Annotated in this window: 16 protein-coding genes and 1 riboswitch; of the genes, 5 read left to right on the top strand and 11 right to left on the bottom strand. The window is 62.7% G+C overall.

Going from position 1 to position 16,405, the window contains the following annotated elements; translation table 11 throughout:
• Nucleotides 1-11: 11 nt before the first annotated feature.
• On the top strand, nt 12-461 hold the full coding sequence (locus tag NKI15_RS05905) for a hypothetical protein (protein ID WP_023750003.1): 450 nt from the start codon (nt 12-14) through the stop codon (nt 459-461).
• A 16-nt stretch (nt 462-477) separates the two neighbouring features.
• Here the strand turns inward: NKI15_RS05905 and NKI15_RS05910 are convergent, their stop codons facing one another.
• Nucleotides 478-1,248, bottom strand: a complete 771-nt coding sequence (locus tag NKI15_RS05910; protein ID WP_023681945.1) for an ABC transporter substrate-binding protein — start codon at nt 1,246-1,248, stop codon at nt 478-480.
• 101 nt (nt 1,249-1,349) lie between these two features.
• Nucleotides 1,350-2,444 (bottom strand): 2'-deoxycytidine 5'-triphosphate deaminase, encoded by a 1,095-nt coding sequence (locus NKI15_RS05915; RefSeq protein WP_023738218.1) that lies wholly within the window; start codon nt 2,442-2,444, stop codon nt 1,350-1,352.
• A gap of 140 nt (nt 2,445-2,584) precedes the next feature.
• Nucleotides 2,585-2,662, top strand: a riboswitch (SAM riboswitch).
• A gap of 57 nt (nt 2,663-2,719) precedes the next feature.
• On the opposite strand from NKI15_RS05915, the gene NKI15_RS05920 reads away from it, so the two are divergent.
• Nucleotides 2,720-3,910, top strand: a complete 1,191-nt coding sequence (locus NKI15_RS05920) for an O-succinylhomoserine sulfhydrylase (protein ID WP_023669633.1) — start codon at nt 2,720-2,722, stop codon at nt 3,908-3,910.
• A gap of 11 nt (nt 3,911-3,921) precedes the next feature.
• Here NKI15_RS05920 and NKI15_RS05925 read toward each other — a convergent pair whose 3' ends face one another.
• Nucleotides 3,922-5,073: a ceramide glucosyltransferase gene (locus NKI15_RS05925; protein WP_023750002.1), complete on the bottom strand. Its 1,152-nt coding sequence runs from the start codon at nt 5,071-5,073 to the stop codon at nt 3,922-3,924.
• Nucleotides 5,074-5,294: 221 nt separating this feature from the next.
• Here NKI15_RS05925 and apaG point away from each other — a divergent pair, with 221 nt between their 5' ends.
• The gene (gene apaG / locus NKI15_RS05930; RefSeq protein ID WP_023681948.1) at nt 5,295-5,687 is read left to right on the top strand and encodes a Co2+/Mg2+ efflux facilitator ApaG/CorD; all 393 of its coding nucleotides are present in this window, start codon (nt 5,295-5,297) and stop codon (nt 5,685-5,687) included.
• Between the two features lie 185 nt (nt 5,688-5,872).
• On the opposite strand, the gene NKI15_RS05935 is transcribed toward apaG, so the two are convergent.
• The 3 genes from NKI15_RS05935 to NKI15_RS05945 all read right to left on the bottom strand — a co-directional run bounded on the left by NKI15_RS05935 (nt 5,873) and on the right by NKI15_RS05945 (nt 9,142).
• Nucleotides 5,873-6,904: an Hsp33 family molecular chaperone gene (locus tag NKI15_RS05935; RefSeq protein WP_027049368.1), complete on the bottom strand. Its 1,032-nt coding sequence runs from the start codon at nt 6,902-6,904 to the stop codon at nt 5,873-5,875.
• A 108-nt stretch (nt 6,905-7,012) separates the two neighbouring features.
• Nucleotides 7,013-7,924, bottom strand: a complete 912-nt coding sequence (gene argF, locus NKI15_RS05940) for an ornithine carbamoyltransferase (protein ID WP_023699513.1) — start codon at nt 7,922-7,924, stop codon at nt 7,013-7,015.
• A gap of 18 nt (nt 7,925-7,942) precedes the next feature.
• Nucleotides 7,943-9,142 carry an aspartate aminotransferase family protein gene (locus NKI15_RS05945; protein ID WP_023681950.1) on the bottom strand — a complete coding sequence of 400 codons (1,200 nt, stop codon included), beginning with the start codon at nt 9,140-9,142 and terminating at the stop codon, nt 7,943-7,945.
• Nucleotides 9,143-9,500: 358 nt separating this feature from the next.
• Here NKI15_RS05945 and NKI15_RS05950 point away from each other — a divergent pair, with 358 nt between their 5' ends.
• Entirely contained in the window at nt 9,501-10,019 is a 519-nt protein-coding gene (locus tag NKI15_RS05950) for a GcrA family cell cycle regulator (RefSeq protein ID WP_023692533.1), read from the top strand.
• A 132-nt stretch (nt 10,020-10,151) separates the two neighbouring features.
• On the opposite strand, the gene NKI15_RS05955 is transcribed toward NKI15_RS05950, so the two are convergent.
• The 3 genes from NKI15_RS05955 to NKI15_RS05965 form a co-directional block, all read right to left on the bottom strand.
• Complete coding sequence (locus NKI15_RS05955) at nt 10,152-11,159, bottom strand: magnesium and cobalt transport protein CorA (protein WP_023692534.1); 1,008 nt, start codon at nt 11,157-11,159, stop codon at nt 10,152-10,154.
• A 95-nt stretch (nt 11,160-11,254) separates the two neighbouring features.
• Nucleotides 11,255-11,977: a phosphate signaling complex protein PhoU gene (phoU, locus tag NKI15_RS05960; protein ID WP_352885820.1), complete on the bottom strand. Its 723-nt coding sequence runs from the start codon at nt 11,975-11,977 to the stop codon at nt 11,255-11,257.
• Nucleotides 11,978-12,091: 114 nt separating this feature from the next.
• Nucleotides 12,092-13,360 (bottom strand): ATP-binding protein, encoded by a 1,269-nt coding sequence (locus NKI15_RS05965; protein ID WP_023715333.1) that lies wholly within the window; start codon nt 13,358-13,360, stop codon nt 12,092-12,094.
• A 102-nt stretch (nt 13,361-13,462) separates the two neighbouring features.
• On the opposite strand from NKI15_RS05965, the gene ppk2 reads away from it, so the two are divergent.
• Nucleotides 13,463-14,368, top strand: coding sequence for a polyphosphate kinase 2 (gene ppk2, locus NKI15_RS05970; RefSeq protein ID WP_023703442.1), 906 nt, complete (start codon nt 13,463-13,465; stop codon nt 14,366-14,368).
• A gap of 201 nt (nt 14,369-14,569) precedes the next feature.
• Here the strand turns inward: ppk2 and NKI15_RS05975 are convergent, their stop codons facing one another.
• Nucleotides 14,570-15,208 (bottom strand): acyl-homoserine-lactone synthase, encoded by a 639-nt coding sequence (locus NKI15_RS05975; RefSeq protein WP_023681954.1) that lies wholly within the window; start codon nt 15,206-15,208, stop codon nt 14,570-14,572.
• Nucleotides 15,209-15,483: 275 nt separating this feature from the next.
• Complete coding sequence (locus NKI15_RS05980; protein ID WP_023669621.1) at nt 15,484-16,215, bottom strand: helix-turn-helix transcriptional regulator; 732 nt, start codon at nt 16,213-16,215, stop codon at nt 15,484-15,486.
• Between the last annotated feature and the right edge of the window lie 190 nt (nt 16,216-16,405).

Genomic DNA, 16,405 nt, shown 5'->3' on the forward strand with positions numbered 1-16,405 from the left:
GGGAGCCGGAAATGAACGGAATGCGGCTTGTCATTGTGTTCACGGGCGTGGCCCTGTTCCTGACCCAACCGTCGGTGGCCTTTAGCGCCGGCCAGTGCAGCCCGAAGTCCTATCGTGAAGCCCGTTTGGCGATGACGAGCCGTCTTCTGGCAACCGGCTATTCGAAAGCCCAGGTGAGCTTTCTGATGCGCAACACGGATCACATGACATCAGCGCTTTGCAGCGACAGGCTGAACAACAATGGCAAGGTCTGCGGCATCGACTCCGCCAAGGCCCATGTCCTCGGTTGCCTCGACAAGCAGTTGTTCCCGTTGAAGCGCGGCTCAAACGCTTCGCTCGACGAGGTCAAACTGACCGAAGGCTTTTGGGGCAGGAAACGTTTGGCCGCACGCGAACTGCTGTTTATCGGCCATTTTCATGCCTGCCTTGGCGCCGCGAAAGAGTATCTCTTTCGCGGCTGACGCCGGCGGACGGGACTCAATAAATATCGAAATCGAAATACTTGGCCTGGATCTTCTTGTAAGTGCCGTCGGCGACGATGGCGTCTATCGCCGCATTCAGCTTGTCGCGCAGCGCCGTGTCTTCCAGGCGGACAGCGATGCCGGCTTGCGTCTCGGTGCCCTTGACGTCGCCGACAAGCTTGCAGCAGCCTTCGCTCGCCTTCTTCAGCCAGTCCATCAGCACGAACTTGTCGGAGATGACGGCGTCGAGACGGCCGTTCTGCAGGTCGGTGATCGCCTCTTCCTGGGTGGGGTAGAGTTTCGCCTCGGCGCCGGCCTTGCCATAGGCGTCCTGCGCATAGTCGGCCTGGGTGGTCGAGGCCTGCGCGCCCACCGTCTTGCCGGCAAGGGCTGCCGGTTCGGTGGAAGTGAGGTCGCTGTCCTTCGGCGCCACCAGCGCCAGCGGCGTCGTGTAGTATTTGTTGGTGAAGGCGACCTGTTTCTTGCGCTCCTCGGTGATGCTCATCGAGGCGATGATGGCGTCGAACTTTTTCGCCTGCAGCGCCGGGATGATGCCGTCCCAGTCCTGGGTGACGATCTCGCACTCGACCTTCATCTGCGCACACAGCGCATTGGCAATGTCGATGTCGAAGCCCTCGATCTTGCCGTCCGCGGTGATGGTGTTGAAGGGCGGATAGGCGCCCTCGGTGCCGATCTTCAATTTCTCCTGCGCCTCAGCCAGCGAGCCGGCCGATATCACCAGCATGGCAGCGCTCGCTGCCGATATGATCCATCTTGAAATCTGCATTTTGGTTCCCCTTGCGCGCCGTTCTCTTGCCGGCCACCGAAAGGCAGCCAAGCATGGTGAGGCAGCGCAGGCAAGTATTTTGCCTGACGGTGATCGAAGGTTCAGCCGGCGGGGCGGAAATGCTTGGAGAGCTTGAGGCCTTGCGCCTGGTAATTCGAGCCGAGATCGGTGCCGTAAAGCGCCTGCGGCCGCTTCAGCATGTGTTCGTAGACCAGCCGGCCGACGATCTGGCCGTGGTCGAGGATGAACGGCACTTCGTGGCTGCGCACTTCGAGCACCGCCCGGCTGCCGGTGCCGCCTGAGGCCGAATGGCCGAAGCCCGGATCGAAGAAGCCGGCATAGTGAACACGGAATTCGCCAACCAGCGGATCGAAGGGCGTCATCTCGGCGGCGTAGAGCGGCGGCACGTGCACGGCTTCGCGGCTGACCAGGATGTAGAACTCGTCCGGGTCGAGCACCAGTTCGCCGGCGCCGCTCTTGTAGAGCGGCTCCCAGAAATCGACGGCATCCTGGGCGGCGCGCTTGTCGACATCGACCAAGCCGGTGTGATGCTTGCCGCGATAGCCGACCAGGCCGTTCTGGTCGCCGTCAAGATCGATCGACAGCGCAATGCCGCCGCCGGAAATGTTGGGCGGCTCGGTCGCCACCAGCATCTCGGCGCGGTGCAATTCGTTCAGCTCTGCCTCCGACAACAGCGCGTTTCCGGTGCGAAAGCGGATCTGCGACAGTCGCGATCCGGCGCGCACGACGATCGGGAAGGTGCGCGGACTGACTTCGAGATAAAGCGGCCCGTGATAGCCGGCGGCGATCTTGTCGAACTCATGGCCGCGATCGGTCATCACCCGGGTGAAGATGTCGAGCCGGCCTGTCGAGCTCTTCGGGTTGGCCGAGGCGGACACGTTTGCGGGCAGCGCCAGGCTTTCGAGCAGCGGCACGATGTAGACGCAGCCGGTTTCCAGCACCGCGCCCTCGGCGAGACTGAACTCATGCAATTTCAGCCGGTGAAGCTTGTCGGCCACCAGATGATCGGGACCCGGCAGGAAGGAGGCGCGCACGCGAAAAGCCTTGTCGCCGAGCCTCAGATCGAGGCTCGCCGGCTGCACCTGGTCGACATCGAGCGCGCGCGGCGACTCCAGCGCGCCGGACTGAAACAGCGCGGAAATGTCCTGATCGGGAAGAATGCCTGTCTGCCGCAAAAGGCTGGCTCCGCTCCAAGGTCGGTCTCTTTGTGGCAGGTTCTTGCCGCAAAACCGCTGGATATTATTGCGGAACCTGCCTGGTACAAACCTCTTAATGAAGCCGGCAATTGACGCAAGCGCAGGTGAGGTCTAAAGGGTCGTTATCCCGTGGTGATTTGGCCGGTCGGCTTGCAGCCACGTTAAACAAGTCGCTAAAGGACCGTCGGGCCGCAAGGCCATATGGACCGGTTGCGACTTTCGCGGCCGGTTTTTTTGTGTCTGGAACAAAAGCGATGAGCACCAAGAAGCGTAACTGGAAACCTCAGACCGCACTCGTGCACGGGGGAACGCTGCGTTCCCAGTTCGGCGAGACGTCCGAAGCGATGTACCTCACCCAAGGCTATGTCTACGAGACGGCGCAGGCTGCCGAGGCCCGTTTCAAGGGCGAGGAGCCGGGCTTCATCTATTCGCGCTATGCCAACCCTACCGTCGACATGTTCGAAAAGCGCATGTGCGCGCTGGAGGGTGCCGAAGATGCGCGCGCCACGGCGTCCGGCATGGCTGCGGTGACGGCAGCGCTCCTGTGCAGCGCCAAGGCCGGCGACCATATCGTTGCGGCGCGCGCGCTGTTCGGCTCCTGCCGCTGGGTGGTGGAGACGCTGGCGCCGAAATACGGCATCGAGGCAACGCTGGTCGACGGCACCGACATCGCCAACTGGGAAAAGGCGGTGCGGCCGAACACGAAACTGTTCTTCCTGGAAAGCCCGACCAATCCGACGCTGGAAGTGGTCGACATCGCAGCGGTGGCGGCGCTCGCCACCTCGATCGGCGCCAGGCTGATCGTCGACAATGTCTTTGCCACGCCCTTGCAGCAGAAGCCCTTGCAGCTCGGCGCCCATATCGTCGTCTACTCCGCGACCAAGCACATTGACGGCCAGGGACGCTGTCTCGGCGGCATCATCCTGTCGGACAAGAAATGGATCGACGAGAATTTGCACGACTATTTCCGCCACACCGGCCCGAGCCTGTCGCCGTTCAACGCCTGGACGCTGCTCAAGGGCCTGGAGACGCTGCCGGTTCGGGTGCGCCAGCAGACGGAAAGCGCGGCCAAGATCGCGGATTTCCTGGCAGGACGGCCGGAAATCGCCCGCGTCATCTATCCCGGCCGCGCCGACCACCCGCAGGCCGACATCGTCAAGAAGCAGATGACGGGCGGATCGACGCTGATCTGCCTCGACGTGAAGGGCGGCAAGCAGGCGGCCTTCGCCTTGCAGAACGCGCTCGACATCGTGCTGATCTCCAACAATCTCGGCGACGCCAAGAGCCTGATCACCCATCCGGCGACCACCACGCACAAGAACCTCAGCGACGAAGCTCGCGCCGAGCTTGGCATCGGGCCGGGAACGCTCAGGCTGTCGGTCGGTCTTGAGGATACGGACGATCTGCTGGAGGACGTTGCGCAGGCGCTGAAGGCAGCCGGGTAGGCCGCGAGGCGTCACGCTCCCGACGAAGCCTCTTCCAGCTCGGCTGCCTTGGTGCCGATGATCATGGTGTTGCCGCGCCAATCGACGGCGCCGCTCAGCCAGCCGCGCGCCCAGATGGCGGGAAGCATCATGTCGCGGACCATCATCGCCGGGACCATGCGCAGCGACAGATGCCAGCCCTTGGCCGCGGCCAGCGCGCATTCGGGAATGTAGGCCGCCGTCAGCACGGCCAACACCGTGGCCGGCAGGCTGATGCCGGCACTTGCTGCCGCCACCAGCGCCAACGCCAACGGCACGGCGACGCCGGTCAGGATCTCGGGTGCGAAAAACAGCGGGAAAGTGACGCGGCGCAACCGCGCCCAGCGCGCCTGACGCGACCAGATGTCGGCAAGTCGGCGCTGCCCCAGTGGTTGCTCGAAAGGCGAGGCAACGAGATTGACGCGCAGGCCCAGTCCGTTGACCAGCTTGGTTGCAGCAGCATCCTCGGCGATCTCGGCGGCCAGCGCGCGGATACCGCCATTGGTATCGAGCATCGGCTTGTTCCACAGCATGCTCTTGCCCTGGGCAAAGCCGAGGCCAAGCGCCTCGCCGGCATATTGCCAGCGCGCCTGCAGCGTGTTGAGGAACGCGCATTCGACCTCGGCCCAGAAGCCTTCCGGCCGCGAGCCGATCGGCGTCGAGCAGATAAGCCCGGTATTGGTCCGCCAGGCCGCCATCAGGTGCTGGACGTAATCCCTAGGCATCAGCACGTTGGAATCCGCCAGAATAACCCAATGATTGCGCGCCGCTTCCCAGCCCTTGACGCAGTTGTTGAGCTTCGGGTTGCTGCTGACGCGGTCGTCGCCGATCAGCAGCCGGGCCGGCACGTTGGGAAACAGGACGATCGCCCTGTTTATCAGTTTGACGACGGGATCGTCGGCGTGAGCGACGCAGAAGATCAGTTCGTAGCGCGGCCAGTCGAGCGAGAAGGCTCGCTGCAGCGTCTCTTGTGTGAACGGCTCCACGCCGCGCGACGGCACGACGATCGAGACCGGTGGCTGCTCGTCGGACGGCGGAGGGATAAGGCGACGCGCTTGCAGTTTCGACGAAGCAAGCAGGATGCTGGCGAGATTGGAAAGAAGCAAAGCGGAGGAAGCGAAGGCGGCTGTGAGAGCTGGTTCCATGAGATCTGGTCACTCCGGAAAGGCCGCTCGCGGCTGCTTTGTCAGTCGACAGATGGGCCTTGAGTCGCCGGCAAGGTTTGCGCACACCAACACTGTCATGTGTCACTTAAATGACATTGTTTGTCGGCACCTCCGCTTTGAGGCTGGCAGGACATGCCGTTGTGCGCGTATCAAACCGCATAGCGCGACAAATGTTCCTTGCCGCGCAACCGGAGCAGCCCATGTATCGCGCCGTCACGCGCAACATCGAAGTGCAGGTCAGACCGTTCTACCTGGAGGACCGCTCGGACCCGGCGGAGAACCGTTATGTCTGGGGCTACCAGGTGACGATCGACAACCAGTCCGACGATTTCGTGCAGCTTATGTCGCGTTACTGGCACATCACCGACGGCAGCGGCCGGATCGAGGAAGTGCGCGGCGCCGGCGTGGTCGGCGACCAGCCTGAGCTCAATCCCGGCGACAGCTATCAATACACGTCAGGCTGCCCGCTCTCGACGCCCTCCGGCTTCATGGTCGGCCACTACACCATGCGCAACAAAAAGGGCGAGACGTTCGACGTCGCTATTCCCGCGTTTTCGCTGGATCTGCCGGGGACGCGGCGGACGGTGAATTAGGGTTTTCTCCCCATCTCTATACGGGGAGAAATGCCCGGCAGTGCAATGAGGGGCGCCGCCGGACTCATGAGGTTATCTTCCACGCACATGACGTAGGCTATGCGCGGCCATTCACCAAAGTTCGCGCTGCCCCTCATCCGCCCTTCGGGCACCTTCTCCCCGTGAACGGGGAGAAGGAAGAGATGCTACTGAGCTGCAAACTCCGCCGGGTCGAAGTCGTACTGCTTCGAGCAGAACTCGCAGGCGACGTGGATGCCGCCATCTTCGGTGCTGTCCTTGATCTCCTGCGCGGAAAACCCCTCGAGGATGCCGCGTATCTTGTCCCTTGAGCAGGAACATTGGTCGGCGACCGGCACGCCGCCGAAGACGCGCACGCCATGTTCGTGGAACAGCCTGTAGAGCAGCCGCTCGGCGCCGATGGTCGGGTCGATCAGCTCGGTCGGCTCGATGGTGCCGAGCAGCGCCACCAGCTCGCGCCACGAATTGTCGGCCGGCTCCTGCGTCACGTCACGCGGATCGCCGTCGCCGCCCGAAATGTCGGGCACGCGCATGCGCTCGGGTGACTGCGGCAGGAACTGCGCCAGGATACCGCCGGCGCGCCACTGCTCGCGCGCACCGCCGGGGCCGGGCGTCAGCAGCTTGGCCACCGACAGCCGGAGGTCGGTCGGGATCTGCTCCGACTGGCGGAAATAGGTGCGCGCGGCGTCTTCCAGCGTCTCGCCGTCGAGCTGGACGATGCCCTGATAGCGCTGCGTGTGCGCGCCTTGGTCGATGGTCAGCGCCAAAACGCCGCTGCCCAGCAGCGTCTGCTGCGAGGTCTGGCCTGCGGCCACCAGGGCCTCCAGCCGGTCGGCATCGAAGCGCGCATAGGCGCGCAATGCCGAGGGCGTGGAGAAATCCGCGACCAGCATGTCGACAGGCCCGTCGGTGCGGGTCTGCAGGATGAACTTGCCTTCGAATTTGAGCGAAGTGCCGAGCAGCACCGTCAGCACACAGGCTTCCGCCAGCAGGCGGGCGACCGGCTCGGGATAGTCGTGACGGTTGAGGATGGCGTCGAGCATCGGCCCGAGCTGCACGGTGCGGCCGCGCACGTCGAGCGGGCCTACCTCGAAGGGCACGACATGATCGTCGCCGGCATAGCCGAACTCGCCGAGTTTGGGGTGATGTTCAGTCACTTGATGCGTTTCCAACATGACAAAGCTCCAGGGCGCGGCCATGCGGCCCGGAGGGGTGCATGCGTCCAAACGCGCTTGATTTGCGTGATGGGGCGCAAATAGGCATCGCGCCGCCCCGGATCAAGCGCTTGGAGAGCAAGCGCCTGGAGATCAAGCGCCCAGACACCAGGCCAAAACCGCCTTCTGGGCGTGGAGCCGGTTCTCGGCTTCGTCGAAGACCACCGAATGCGGACCGTCGATGACCTCGTCGGTGACTTCCTCGCCGCGATGCGCCGGCAGGCAGTGCATGAACAGGGCGTCGGGCTTGGCCCTCGCCATCAGCGCCGCATTGACCTGATAGGGCGAGAAGACATTGTGGCCGCGGGCGCGGTGTTCCTGGCCCATCGACACCCAGCAGTCGGTGACGATGCAGTCGGCTTGGTCGACGGCTTCCTCGGGCGAGCGGGTGAAGTGCAGCTTGCCGCCATTGGACTTCGACCAGTCGATGTGCTTCTGCGCCGGCTCGCTGCCTTCCGGCACGGCGACATTGAGGTTGAAGCGGAACCGCGCCGAGGCCTCGAGCAGCGAATGCAGCACGTTGTTGCCGTCGCCGGTCCAGGCGATGGTCTTGCCGGCAACCGGACCGCGATGCTCCTCGAAGGTCATGATGTCGGCCATCAGCTGACAGGGATGGGTGTCGTCGGTCAGCCCGTTGATGACCGGAATCGTGGCATTCTCGGTCAGCTCGAGCAGCCGCTCATGCGACGTGGTGCGGATCATGATGGCGTCGACATAGCGCGACAGCACCTTGGCGGTGTCGGCAATGGTCTCGGAGCGGCCGAGCTGCATTTCGGTGCCGGTCAGCATGATGGTCTCGCCGCCGAGCTGTCGCATGCCGACGTCGAAGGACACGCGCGTGCGCGTCGACGGCTTGTCGAAGATCATGGCCAGCACCTTGCCTTCGAGCGGTCTGGTCCGTTCGCCGGCCTTGAGGCGCGCCTTGCGCACCACCGCATCGTCCAGCATCAGGCGCAGATCGCCTTCGGAAACGGCGGAAAGATCGGTGAAATGGCGAAGGCTCATCGGGAATGGTTCTCGGGATTACTTCGCGGCGGCCGCGGCGATGGCGTCGGTCAGGCCCTTGGCGCCGGCGCGGATGCGATCGAGCGCTTCGCCGATCTCGGCGTCGGTGACGGTCAGCGGCGGCAGCAGACGAATGACGTTGTCGCCTGCCGGCACCGCCAGCAGATGCTGGTCGCGCAGCGCCATGTTGACCTTGGTGTTGGGCATGGCGCATTTCAGGCCAAGCATCAGGCCGCTGCCCCTGATGCCTTCGATGACATCAGGAAATTCGTCGGCGACCGCCGCCAGGCCCTGCTTCATCAGCAATGCCTTGCGCTGGACGTCTTCGAGGAAGCCGTCTTCCAGCACGACGTCGAGCACAGCGTTGCCGACCGCCATGGCCAGCGGATTGCCGCCGAAAGTGGTGCCATGCACGCCTGCCGTCATGCCGACGACAGCGTCGTCGGTGGCGAGGCACGCGCCCATCGGGAAGCCGCCGCCAATGCCCTTGGCAATCGCCATGATGTCGGGCGTCACGCCGGTCCATTCATGCGCGAACAGCTTTCCGGTGCGACCGATACCGCACTGGACCTCATCGAAGATCAGCAGCAGGCCATGCTGGTCGCAGAGCTGCCGCAGCCGCTTCAAGGATTGCGTCGGCACCGGGCGGATGCCGCCCTCGCCCTGTACCGGTTCGATCAGGATCGCGGCGGTCTCTGGTGTGATCGCCTTCTCGGCGGCGTCGATGTCGTCGAAGCCGACCTGGTCGAAGCCTTCGACCTTGGGGCCGAAGCCTTCGAGATATTTGTACTGGCCGCCGGCGGCGATGGTCGCCAGCGTGCGGCCGTGGAAGGCGCCTTCGAAGGTAATGACCCGGAAGCGCTCGGGATGGCCCTTGACGAACTGGTAGCGCCGCGCCGTCTTGATCGCGCATTCGAGCGCCTCGGCGCCGGAATTGGTGAAGAACACCTTGTCGGCGAAGGTGGCGTCAGCCAGCCGCTCGCCGAGCCGGGCCTGCCCCGGGATCTCGTAGAGATTGGAGACGTGCCAGAGCTTGGCCGCCTGTTCGGTCAGCGCCGAGACCAGATGCGGATGGCTGTGGCCCAACGAATTGACCGCGATGCCGCCAGCGAAATCGAGATATCGCTCGCCCTTGTCGGTAACCAGCCAGGTGCCTTCGCCATGGTCGAAGGCCAAAGGGGCGCGGGCAAAGGTCTCGTAAAGCGCCGAACCGCTCATTATATGCGTCTCCGGTACCGGAAAAATCAAAAAAGCCGCCAAAGCGGCGGCCTTTGCGGCTTATCGTGTTTTTCGGCCATGAAGTCAACGAAAACGTCGCGCAGAGGCGCGCGGCAAGCTCCCGACGAGACGCCGGCTCATAAGCGACCGGGCAAGTTGGGGAAAACCTAAAAAACCGATTCGTGTTGCACCTGGGACTCTTGTCACCGAGTCAACACATGAGGTAATTGTAGTCGGGAAATAACTAGATTTCGTGCGGCGGACCTAATCACCTAATATATGTGGTGTCTGCCCCGGCAAAGATTGCCGGGTCGGGAACGGATTCCGGCTGCCGCACACATAGCAGGAGCGCGGTCTCATGAACTGGACTGACGAGCGGGTCGAACTTCTCAGGAAACTGTGGTCGGAGGGCTTGAGCGCAAGCCAGATCGCCGCCCAACTCGGCGGGGTCAGCCGCAACGCGGTCATCGGCAAGGTGCACCGGCTGAAGCTGTCGGGCCGCGGACGCTCGACCGCGACGCCGGCGCGTCAGAAGAAGACAACGCAGGGATCTTCGATCCAGAAATCGGTGCCGCGCGCCGCAACCGCGCAGCGCCATGTCACGACTTCGATCGGGGCGAACGCGCTGCAGGCGCAGTTCGACGCCGAGCCAGTGGCGCGCCACTACATCCGCCCGGTCGAAAACGTCGTCGTGCCGATCTCGCGGCATCTGCAGCTCACCGATCTCACCGAGCGCACCTGCAAATGGCCGAATGGCGACCCGCTGTCGGAAGACTTCAACTTCTGCGGCAACGAGGCGGCTGAAACCGGACCTTACTGCAAGTACCACGCAAGGGTGGCGTTCCAGCCGGCTTCAGAGCGGCGCAGGAGCCGGTAGTTAGGAATAGGGATTGGGGACTGGGCAGTAGGGAATGGGGTAGCGCTCGTGAGGCGCCACCTTATTCTGCCTACTGCCTACTGCCTACTACCTACTGCCTACTGCCTACTGCCTACTGCCTACTGCCTACCATCACAGCCACCCACTCTTCCGAAATCGCCAATACAAAAACGAGCAGATCAGCGCGATCGAGACCAATACGACGGGATAGCCGTATTGCATCTTCAGTTCCGGCATGTCGTCGAAATTCATGCCGTAAATGCCGGCGAGCGCCGTCGGCACCGCCAGGATCGCCGCCCATGAGGCCAGCTTCTTGGTGTTCGCGGTTTCCTGGCTCTGGCCGACCAGCAGGCTGGCTTCGAAAGCGAACGCCAGAACCTCGCGCAGGCTGTCGATCTTTTCCTGCACGGTGCGGATATGGTCGGTGACATCGCGAAACAGCGGATGCATTGCGGTATGGATCTGCGGCAGTTCGGCGCTGGTCAGCCGGCGGCAGACCTCGACCAGCGGCAGCGCCGCATTGCGCAGGCGCAACAGATCGCGGCGCAGCATATAGAGCCGCTCGATGTCGGGACCGGTCATCGGCTTCAGCAGCACCCTGTCCTCGATCGCCTCGACCTCGTCCTCGATCTGCTCTAGCACCGGCATGTAGTTGTCGACGATGAAGTCGAGGATGGCGTAGAGGACGAAATCCTCGCCCTTGGCCAATGAGTGCGGACAGCTTTCCCAGTGCTGGCGCACGGCGGCGTATGAGGTCGAGGGACCATGCCTGACGCTGACGATATAGCCTGAGCCGACGAACAGATGCGTCTCGCCGAAGGTGACGCGTCCGTCGATCAGCTGTGCAGTGCGGGCAACGATGAACAGCGCATCGCCATATTGCTCGATCTTCGGCCGCTGGTGCGGATGTTCGGCGTCTTCAATCGCCAGCTCATGCAAATGGAATTGCGCCTTGACGCGCAGCAGAAGCTCGCGGTCGGGTTCGAGCAGCCCGATCCAGACGACATGGCCCGACTTCTTGGCCCATTCGCCGGCTTCTTCGATCGGAATGTCGGCGATGCGCTTGCCGGCGGTGTAGACGCTCGACGCGATGATGCCGGACGATGCCGGCGCCGGCTTGAACTCTCGGACATATTCCATCGCAGCCTCCTGAGCGCCTGGCCTTGGCCAGGAACCGAGACGCTAACATCCAGGTAGTTTAGCGCAATATGATTAAGCGTTCGAGGGGAGCGCGATCACTTCACCGGCAGCGCCGGAAGGGCAACCTTGTCGGTCTTGTCGCCCTTTGGACGCTCGGCCGGCAACTGCTCGCCGGTGACGATGTAGTAGATCGTCTCGGCAATGTTGGTGGCGTGGTCGCCGATGCGCTCGATGTTCTTGGCGCAAAACAGCAGATGCGTGCACGGCGTGATGTTGCGCGGATCTTCCATCATGTAGGTCAAAAGCTCGCGAAACAGCGAGGTGTACATGGCGTCGATCTGGTCGTCGCGGTCGCGAACGAAGCCTATTTTCTCGACCGAGCGCGAGGCATAGACGTCGAGCACTTCCTTGAGCTGGGTCAAAGCGAGTTCGGCAAGCGCCTCGAGGCCGCGAAACAGGCTGGTCGGCTGGCGGCCGTCAATGACGCTGACCACACGCTTGGCGACGTTCTTGGCGAGGTCACCGACCCGTTCGAGGTCGGCCGAAATGCGGATGGCGCCGACGATCTCGCGCAGATCCGTCGCCATGGGCTGGCGCTTGGCGATGATGACGATGGCTTTGTCGTCGATTTCGCGCTGGCCATCGTCAAGCACGATGTCGTCACGAATGACCTTCTGGGCGAGGCCGGGATCGGCATTGACCAGCGCATGGATCGCCTGCTCGACCATGCGCTCGGCATGGCCGCCCATCGCAGCGATGCGCTTCGCCAGGTATTTCAGCTCTTCGTCATAGGCGCTGACAATGTGTACGGACTGCATGGGCGAAATGCCTTCCTTAAATCTTTGGCCTTTTGAGTCGTTTCCTCGACCCTGTGCTGATACGCTAGCCGGATGACAGAAAGAAGAAACAGGCAGTTAGCAGATAGTACCGCCTCAGCCTGCCGGCAAATGGACCGTGAACGCCGCGCCCTTGCCAACCTCCGACTTGATCGAAAGCCGGGCGTTGTGGCGCGTCAGAATATGCTTGACGATGGACAGGCCAAGACCGGTGCCTTTCTGCGTGCGGCTGCTCTCCACGTCGACGCGATAGAAGCGCTCGGTAATGCGCGGTATGTGCTCTTCCGGGATGCCCGGGCCATAGTCCCTGATGGTGACATCGATGCCCGGTTCCGGGCCGGCCTCGCCCCGCGCGATCGACACTGTGACGCGTCCGCCAGGCTGGCCGTATTTGCAGGCGTTTTCCAAGAGATTCTCGAACACCTGGAACAGCTCGTCGCGGTCTCCGGGCACGTCGAGCGGCCCCTCGGCGTAGTCGCGGTCGATGACGACGCCGTTCTCGCTGGCGAGCGGGCCTAGTGAATCGATGACGCTGTCGATGGTCTGGCGCAGATCGACCTCGGTTCCCGGCCTCAGGTAAGGCTTCATTTCAAGCCTCGACAGCGACAGGAGATCGTCGATGAGGCGCGCCATGCGGCCGGTCTGGTTCTGCATGATCTGCAGGAACTGCTCGCGCGCCGCCGGATCGTTGCGGGCCGGGCCGCGCAACGTCTCGATGAAGCCCGAGATCGAAGCAAGCGGGGTGCGCAGCTCGTGGCTGGCATTGGCTATGAAGTCAGCGCGCATGCGATCGATGCGGCGCGTCTCGCTCTGGTCCTTGAACACCAGCACATAGAGATCTGTGGCGTGGCCGACCGAGGATGCGCTGACCCGGTAGGCGCGTTCCACCGGCAGCTTCTCGGTGTAGTCGACGGCATCCGAGGCGACGGCTCCCGACAGCACGCCGTCGAGCAAGGCCTGCATTTCCGGCGCGCGGAATTTTAGCGACAGCGACAGGCCGGGCGCGATACCGACAAAGGCGGCAAAGGCGGCGGCATTGGCGTGGACGATGGTGGCGGTGCGGTCGAAGATGATCAGCGGATCGGCAACGGCAGCCGCAAGATATTCGCCGGAAAGCCGCTGCAGCCCGCTCGCCTCGACCGTGGCAATGGTCTTCTCAGCAGACCGGCTGGCGCCACCGGTTGGCAGAAGCGCGGCAGCCAGCAGCACCGTCAACGCAGCCAGGACGACATAGGCGGAGATACCGGCAAAACCATAAACGGCCAGGATAGCGATCGCACCGGCGGCAAGCAGCCATCGGCTGTTCCACAGCCGGCCGGCGACGGCCTGCCCCCTGGTTGTCCGCTCTGCCCCGGTGTCAGCCATTCGTGCTTTCCGTGCTTCTGCGCCGGTCCCGCCGAAACTTCCGCTGGACCGGGTTTGAGGCCCCCCATAGCATGAGTCCGCAAGCTGGAAAGGTTCGTCTCGATGAAAAAAGCCAAGGAAAGTCCCGCCGCAGAGCCGGCAAAGGGGCCGCTGAAGATCAAGGTGGACGGCAAGGAGCGGGAGTTCGACATCGAAAACCCCGAACTTCCCAGCTGGATCGAGGACCACAAACTGACCGCAGGCGACTACCCCTACGACAAGAAAATGAAGAGCGAGGAGTATGACGAGACGCTGGAGCGGCTGCAGATCGAACTGGTCAAGGCGCAGGCCTGGCTGCAGGCGACCGGCAGCAGAGTGATGTCGCTGTTCGAGGGGCGCGATGCCGCCGGCAAGGGCGGCACCATCTCGGTGCTGCGCCAGTATCTCAATCCTCGAACCGCGCGCAACGTGGCGCTGACCAAGCCGACCCCGACCGAGGTCGGGCAGTGGTACTACCAGCGCTACGTCGCCCATTTCCCGACATCAAGCGAATTCGTCACCTTCGATCGCTCCTGGTACAACCGCGGCGGCGTCGAGCCGGTGATGGGCTTCTGCACACCGGAACAGCATGCAAAATTCCTCGACGAGACGCCGCATTTCGAGCGGATGATCTCCAATGAGGGCATCTATTTCTTCAAATTCTGGCTCAACATCGGCCGCGAGACCCAGCTCGAACGGTTTCACGACCGCCGCTGGTCGCCGCTGAAGAACTGGAAGTTCTCGCCGATCGATATTGCCGGCATCACCAAATGGGACGACTACACCAAGGCGCGCGACCAGATGGTCGAGCGCACGCACAAACAGTTCGCGCCCTGGATCATCGTGCGGGCCAATGACAAGCGACGCTCGCGGCTGGCCGTCATGCGGCGCATCCTGTTGTCACTGCCCTATGATGGGCGCGATCTCGACGCCATCGGCAAGGAAGACAAAAAGATCGTCGGCGAAGGGCCGTCGTTTCTTGAGAAGTAGAGACTGGCCTCGATAGGCAGAGGCTGAAATTACAGAGCCCACCCCCACACGGAGGTGGGCTCTGTGGCCATTGTCTAAAGCGCATCGCATTTGAACGGATTCACGCGACGCGCTTTAGGTCTTTGTTTCATGCATGTCGTTCTCTCAAAACCGGGGCCACTTTGAGCGACATGCATTAAAGCGCGTCGGGTGAAGACAGTCTCACGACGCCTGCCGCATGCCGAGCATGTGGGGGGTGCCCCTGGCCAACACCGGGGCGTGATGGTTGCGGCGCGAACGCACGACATCCAGCGTATGCTCGTTGAAGGTCAGCAGTGTGGCGACGACCTGCTGGTTGCCATAGGTGCGCTGGTAACCGAGCGGCGTCGCCAGGAAGTGCAACTGCAGCGTCCGCAGCACCCACACCGGCTCGACCTCGATAATGACCTGATCGACATTGCGAGCAAGGCCCCATTCGACGAAGCCGGCGATCAGTTCGGTGCCGACCGTAGACACGCCGCGCTTGCCATCGCGAAAGCCTGGCGCCACCGCGTAACGGGTTAGCTCCCAGACATTCGGTCCCGAAGGGCGCTTTCCCTCGCAGAGTTCCGGCATCACATCGCTAAGGAGATGCGGCCGTGTGGTCGGCAGCATCCGATGATAGCCTGCAAGCTCGCCATTGCGTATGACAAGGTGGTGTTCGGCCTCATCATGGTCGAATTGATCGATTTCGAGGCCGTCCGGGCGATCGAGATCGGTCCACCGCATCTCATCGACGAAGACCTTGTAACGCAGGCGATGGACGGCCTCCCATAGGTCGGGACGTTCCATCAGTTGTTGAGTGGTAAGGGAAAATAGCATTAGCCGTCTCCTGGGCTTAAGAGGAAGATACGGCCGGGCTTTCCCGAAAAAATTGCGCGAAGGTGTTGGCAAGGATTTCCAGGCTGCCACAGCCGACATGGCTAATATAGCTGCGTCTAAACGCCTCCGCGATGGCGTGCACCCTGTTGGCGACGCCGAGTCTGCTTTTGGCGTTAAGAAAGCATTAGCCGTCTCAAGAGGACGACAGGGGCCGGTCTTTTCTGAAGATATGACGCCAACACTGCGGCCATAAATTTCGGGCCGCCAGAACCGGCCTAGCTGATATAGCCGTGCCTGACTGCTTCGGCGACTGCCTGCACACGGTTGGCGGCGCCTAGTTTGCTCTTGGCGTTGAGAAGGTGTTTCTCAGAGGTATGCTCCGAGATGCCGAGGATCTGCGAAATCTCCCACTCGGATTTTCCGACCGCCGCCCATTGCAGGCATTCGCGCTCGCGCGGCGTCAATTCAATGTGATCGATAGATTTGCCGGCCGTCGTTTGAAGCTGCATGGCGCGGCCGATGGCATAGGTGGAGGCCAGCGAGACCATTGCGAATTCGGCTTCGGACAGTTCGACCGCCTCACCGCCCAGCGAGACCAGCGCGATCTGGCCTTCGAGCGTGATCAGCGGGAAGGCGAGGCCGTCACGCAGCTTGAACTGGCGGGCGTCGCGCATCACCTCGGCGCTGCTCTTGTCGGCGGGCATGCTTTGAACGGCATCGCGCCATTGGAATGGCGCCCGAAACTGCTTCAAATGGCTGACGACCGGATCGTGGTCGACGTAGTTGCGCGATAAGTAACGCTCCAGCCATTCGCTAGGCCAATCGCAGAGCAGCACATGGTCCTTCGTCTGGCTGCTTGGTGTACCGGGCTGCGGCACCGTTGCGGCTATCAGGGCCGTCAATCCGAAATTCGAGGTGACACTAAGTAGCTGCTCGCACACCGCAGCCGACGTGTCGGCACGCTGCACCCGGTCAATATATTCGAGTGTCCGGTCAAAATAACCCATCGCAACATCTACCCCATGTTGCCTACCGCTCTTGAGACCGATGCTACGTGCCTGCCCCGCACTTAGCCATCAACCCCGGATTGCAAAGCCACATCCTTAGCTTTTCTAACGCCAGCGACCGCCAACCCCGGGCCGACTCTGTGCGGCTATTTGCAACCTCGCCAAAGCATAACCCGAAATTTGCCCTTTG

This window comes from Mesorhizobium sp. M0862, from assembly GCF_040319795.1.
Lineage (GTDB): Bacteria > Pseudomonadota > Alphaproteobacteria > Rhizobiales > Rhizobiaceae > Mesorhizobium.

Bases quoted from the DNA above. Each gene is read 5' to 3' on its own strand.
- NKI15_RS05980 (WP_023669621.1), bottom strand. From the start codon at position 16,215: ATGGGTTATTTTGACCGGACACTCGAATATATTGACCGGGTGCAGCGT.
- ppk2 (WP_023703442.1), top strand. From the start codon at position 13,463: ATGAAAAAAGCCAAGGAAAGTCCCGCCGCAGAGCCGGCAAAGGGGCCG.
- NKI15_RS05905 (WP_023750003.1), top strand. From the start codon at position 12: ATGAACGGAATGCGGCTTGTCATTGTGTTCACGGGCGTGGCCCTGTTC.
- NKI15_RS05975 (WP_023681954.1), bottom strand. From the start codon at position 15,208: ATGCTATTTTCCCTTACCACTCAACAACTGATGGAACGTCCCGACCTA.
- NKI15_RS05935 (WP_027049368.1), bottom strand. From the start codon at position 6,904: ATGGCCGCGCCCTGGAGCTTTGTCATGTTGGAAACGCATCAAGTGACT.
- NKI15_RS05925 (WP_023750002.1), bottom strand. From the start codon at position 5,073: ATGGAACCAGCTCTCACAGCCGCCTTCGCTTCCTCCGCTTTGCTTCTT.
- argF (WP_023699513.1), bottom strand. From the start codon at position 7,924: ATGAGCCTTCGCCATTTCACCGATCTTTCCGCCGTTTCCGAAGGCGAT.
- NKI15_RS05955 (WP_023692534.1), bottom strand. From the start codon at position 11,159: ATGGAATATGTCCGAGAGTTCAAGCCGGCGCCGGCATCGTCCGGCATC.
- NKI15_RS05950 (WP_023692533.1), top strand. From the start codon at position 9,501: ATGAACTGGACTGACGAGCGGGTCGAACTTCTCAGGAAACTGTGGTCG.
- NKI15_RS05945 (WP_023681950.1), bottom strand. From the start codon at position 9,142: ATGAGCGGTTCGGCGCTTTACGAGACCTTTGCCCGCGCCCCTTTGGCC.
- apaG (WP_023681948.1), top strand. From the start codon at position 5,295: ATGTATCGCGCCGTCACGCGCAACATCGAAGTGCAGGTCAGACCGTTC.
- NKI15_RS05965 (WP_023715333.1), bottom strand. From the start codon at position 13,360: ATGGCTGACACCGGGGCAGAGCGGACAACCAGGGGGCAGGCCGTCGCC.
- NKI15_RS05910 (WP_023681945.1), bottom strand. From the start codon at position 1,248: ATGCAGATTTCAAGATGGATCATATCGGCAGCGAGCGCTGCCATGCTG.
- phoU (WP_352885820.1), bottom strand. From the start codon at position 11,977: ATGCAGTCCGTACACATTGTCAGCGCCTATGACGAAGAGCTGAAATAC.
- NKI15_RS05920 (WP_023669633.1), top strand. From the start codon at position 2,720: ATGAGCACCAAGAAGCGTAACTGGAAACCTCAGACCGCACTCGTGCAC.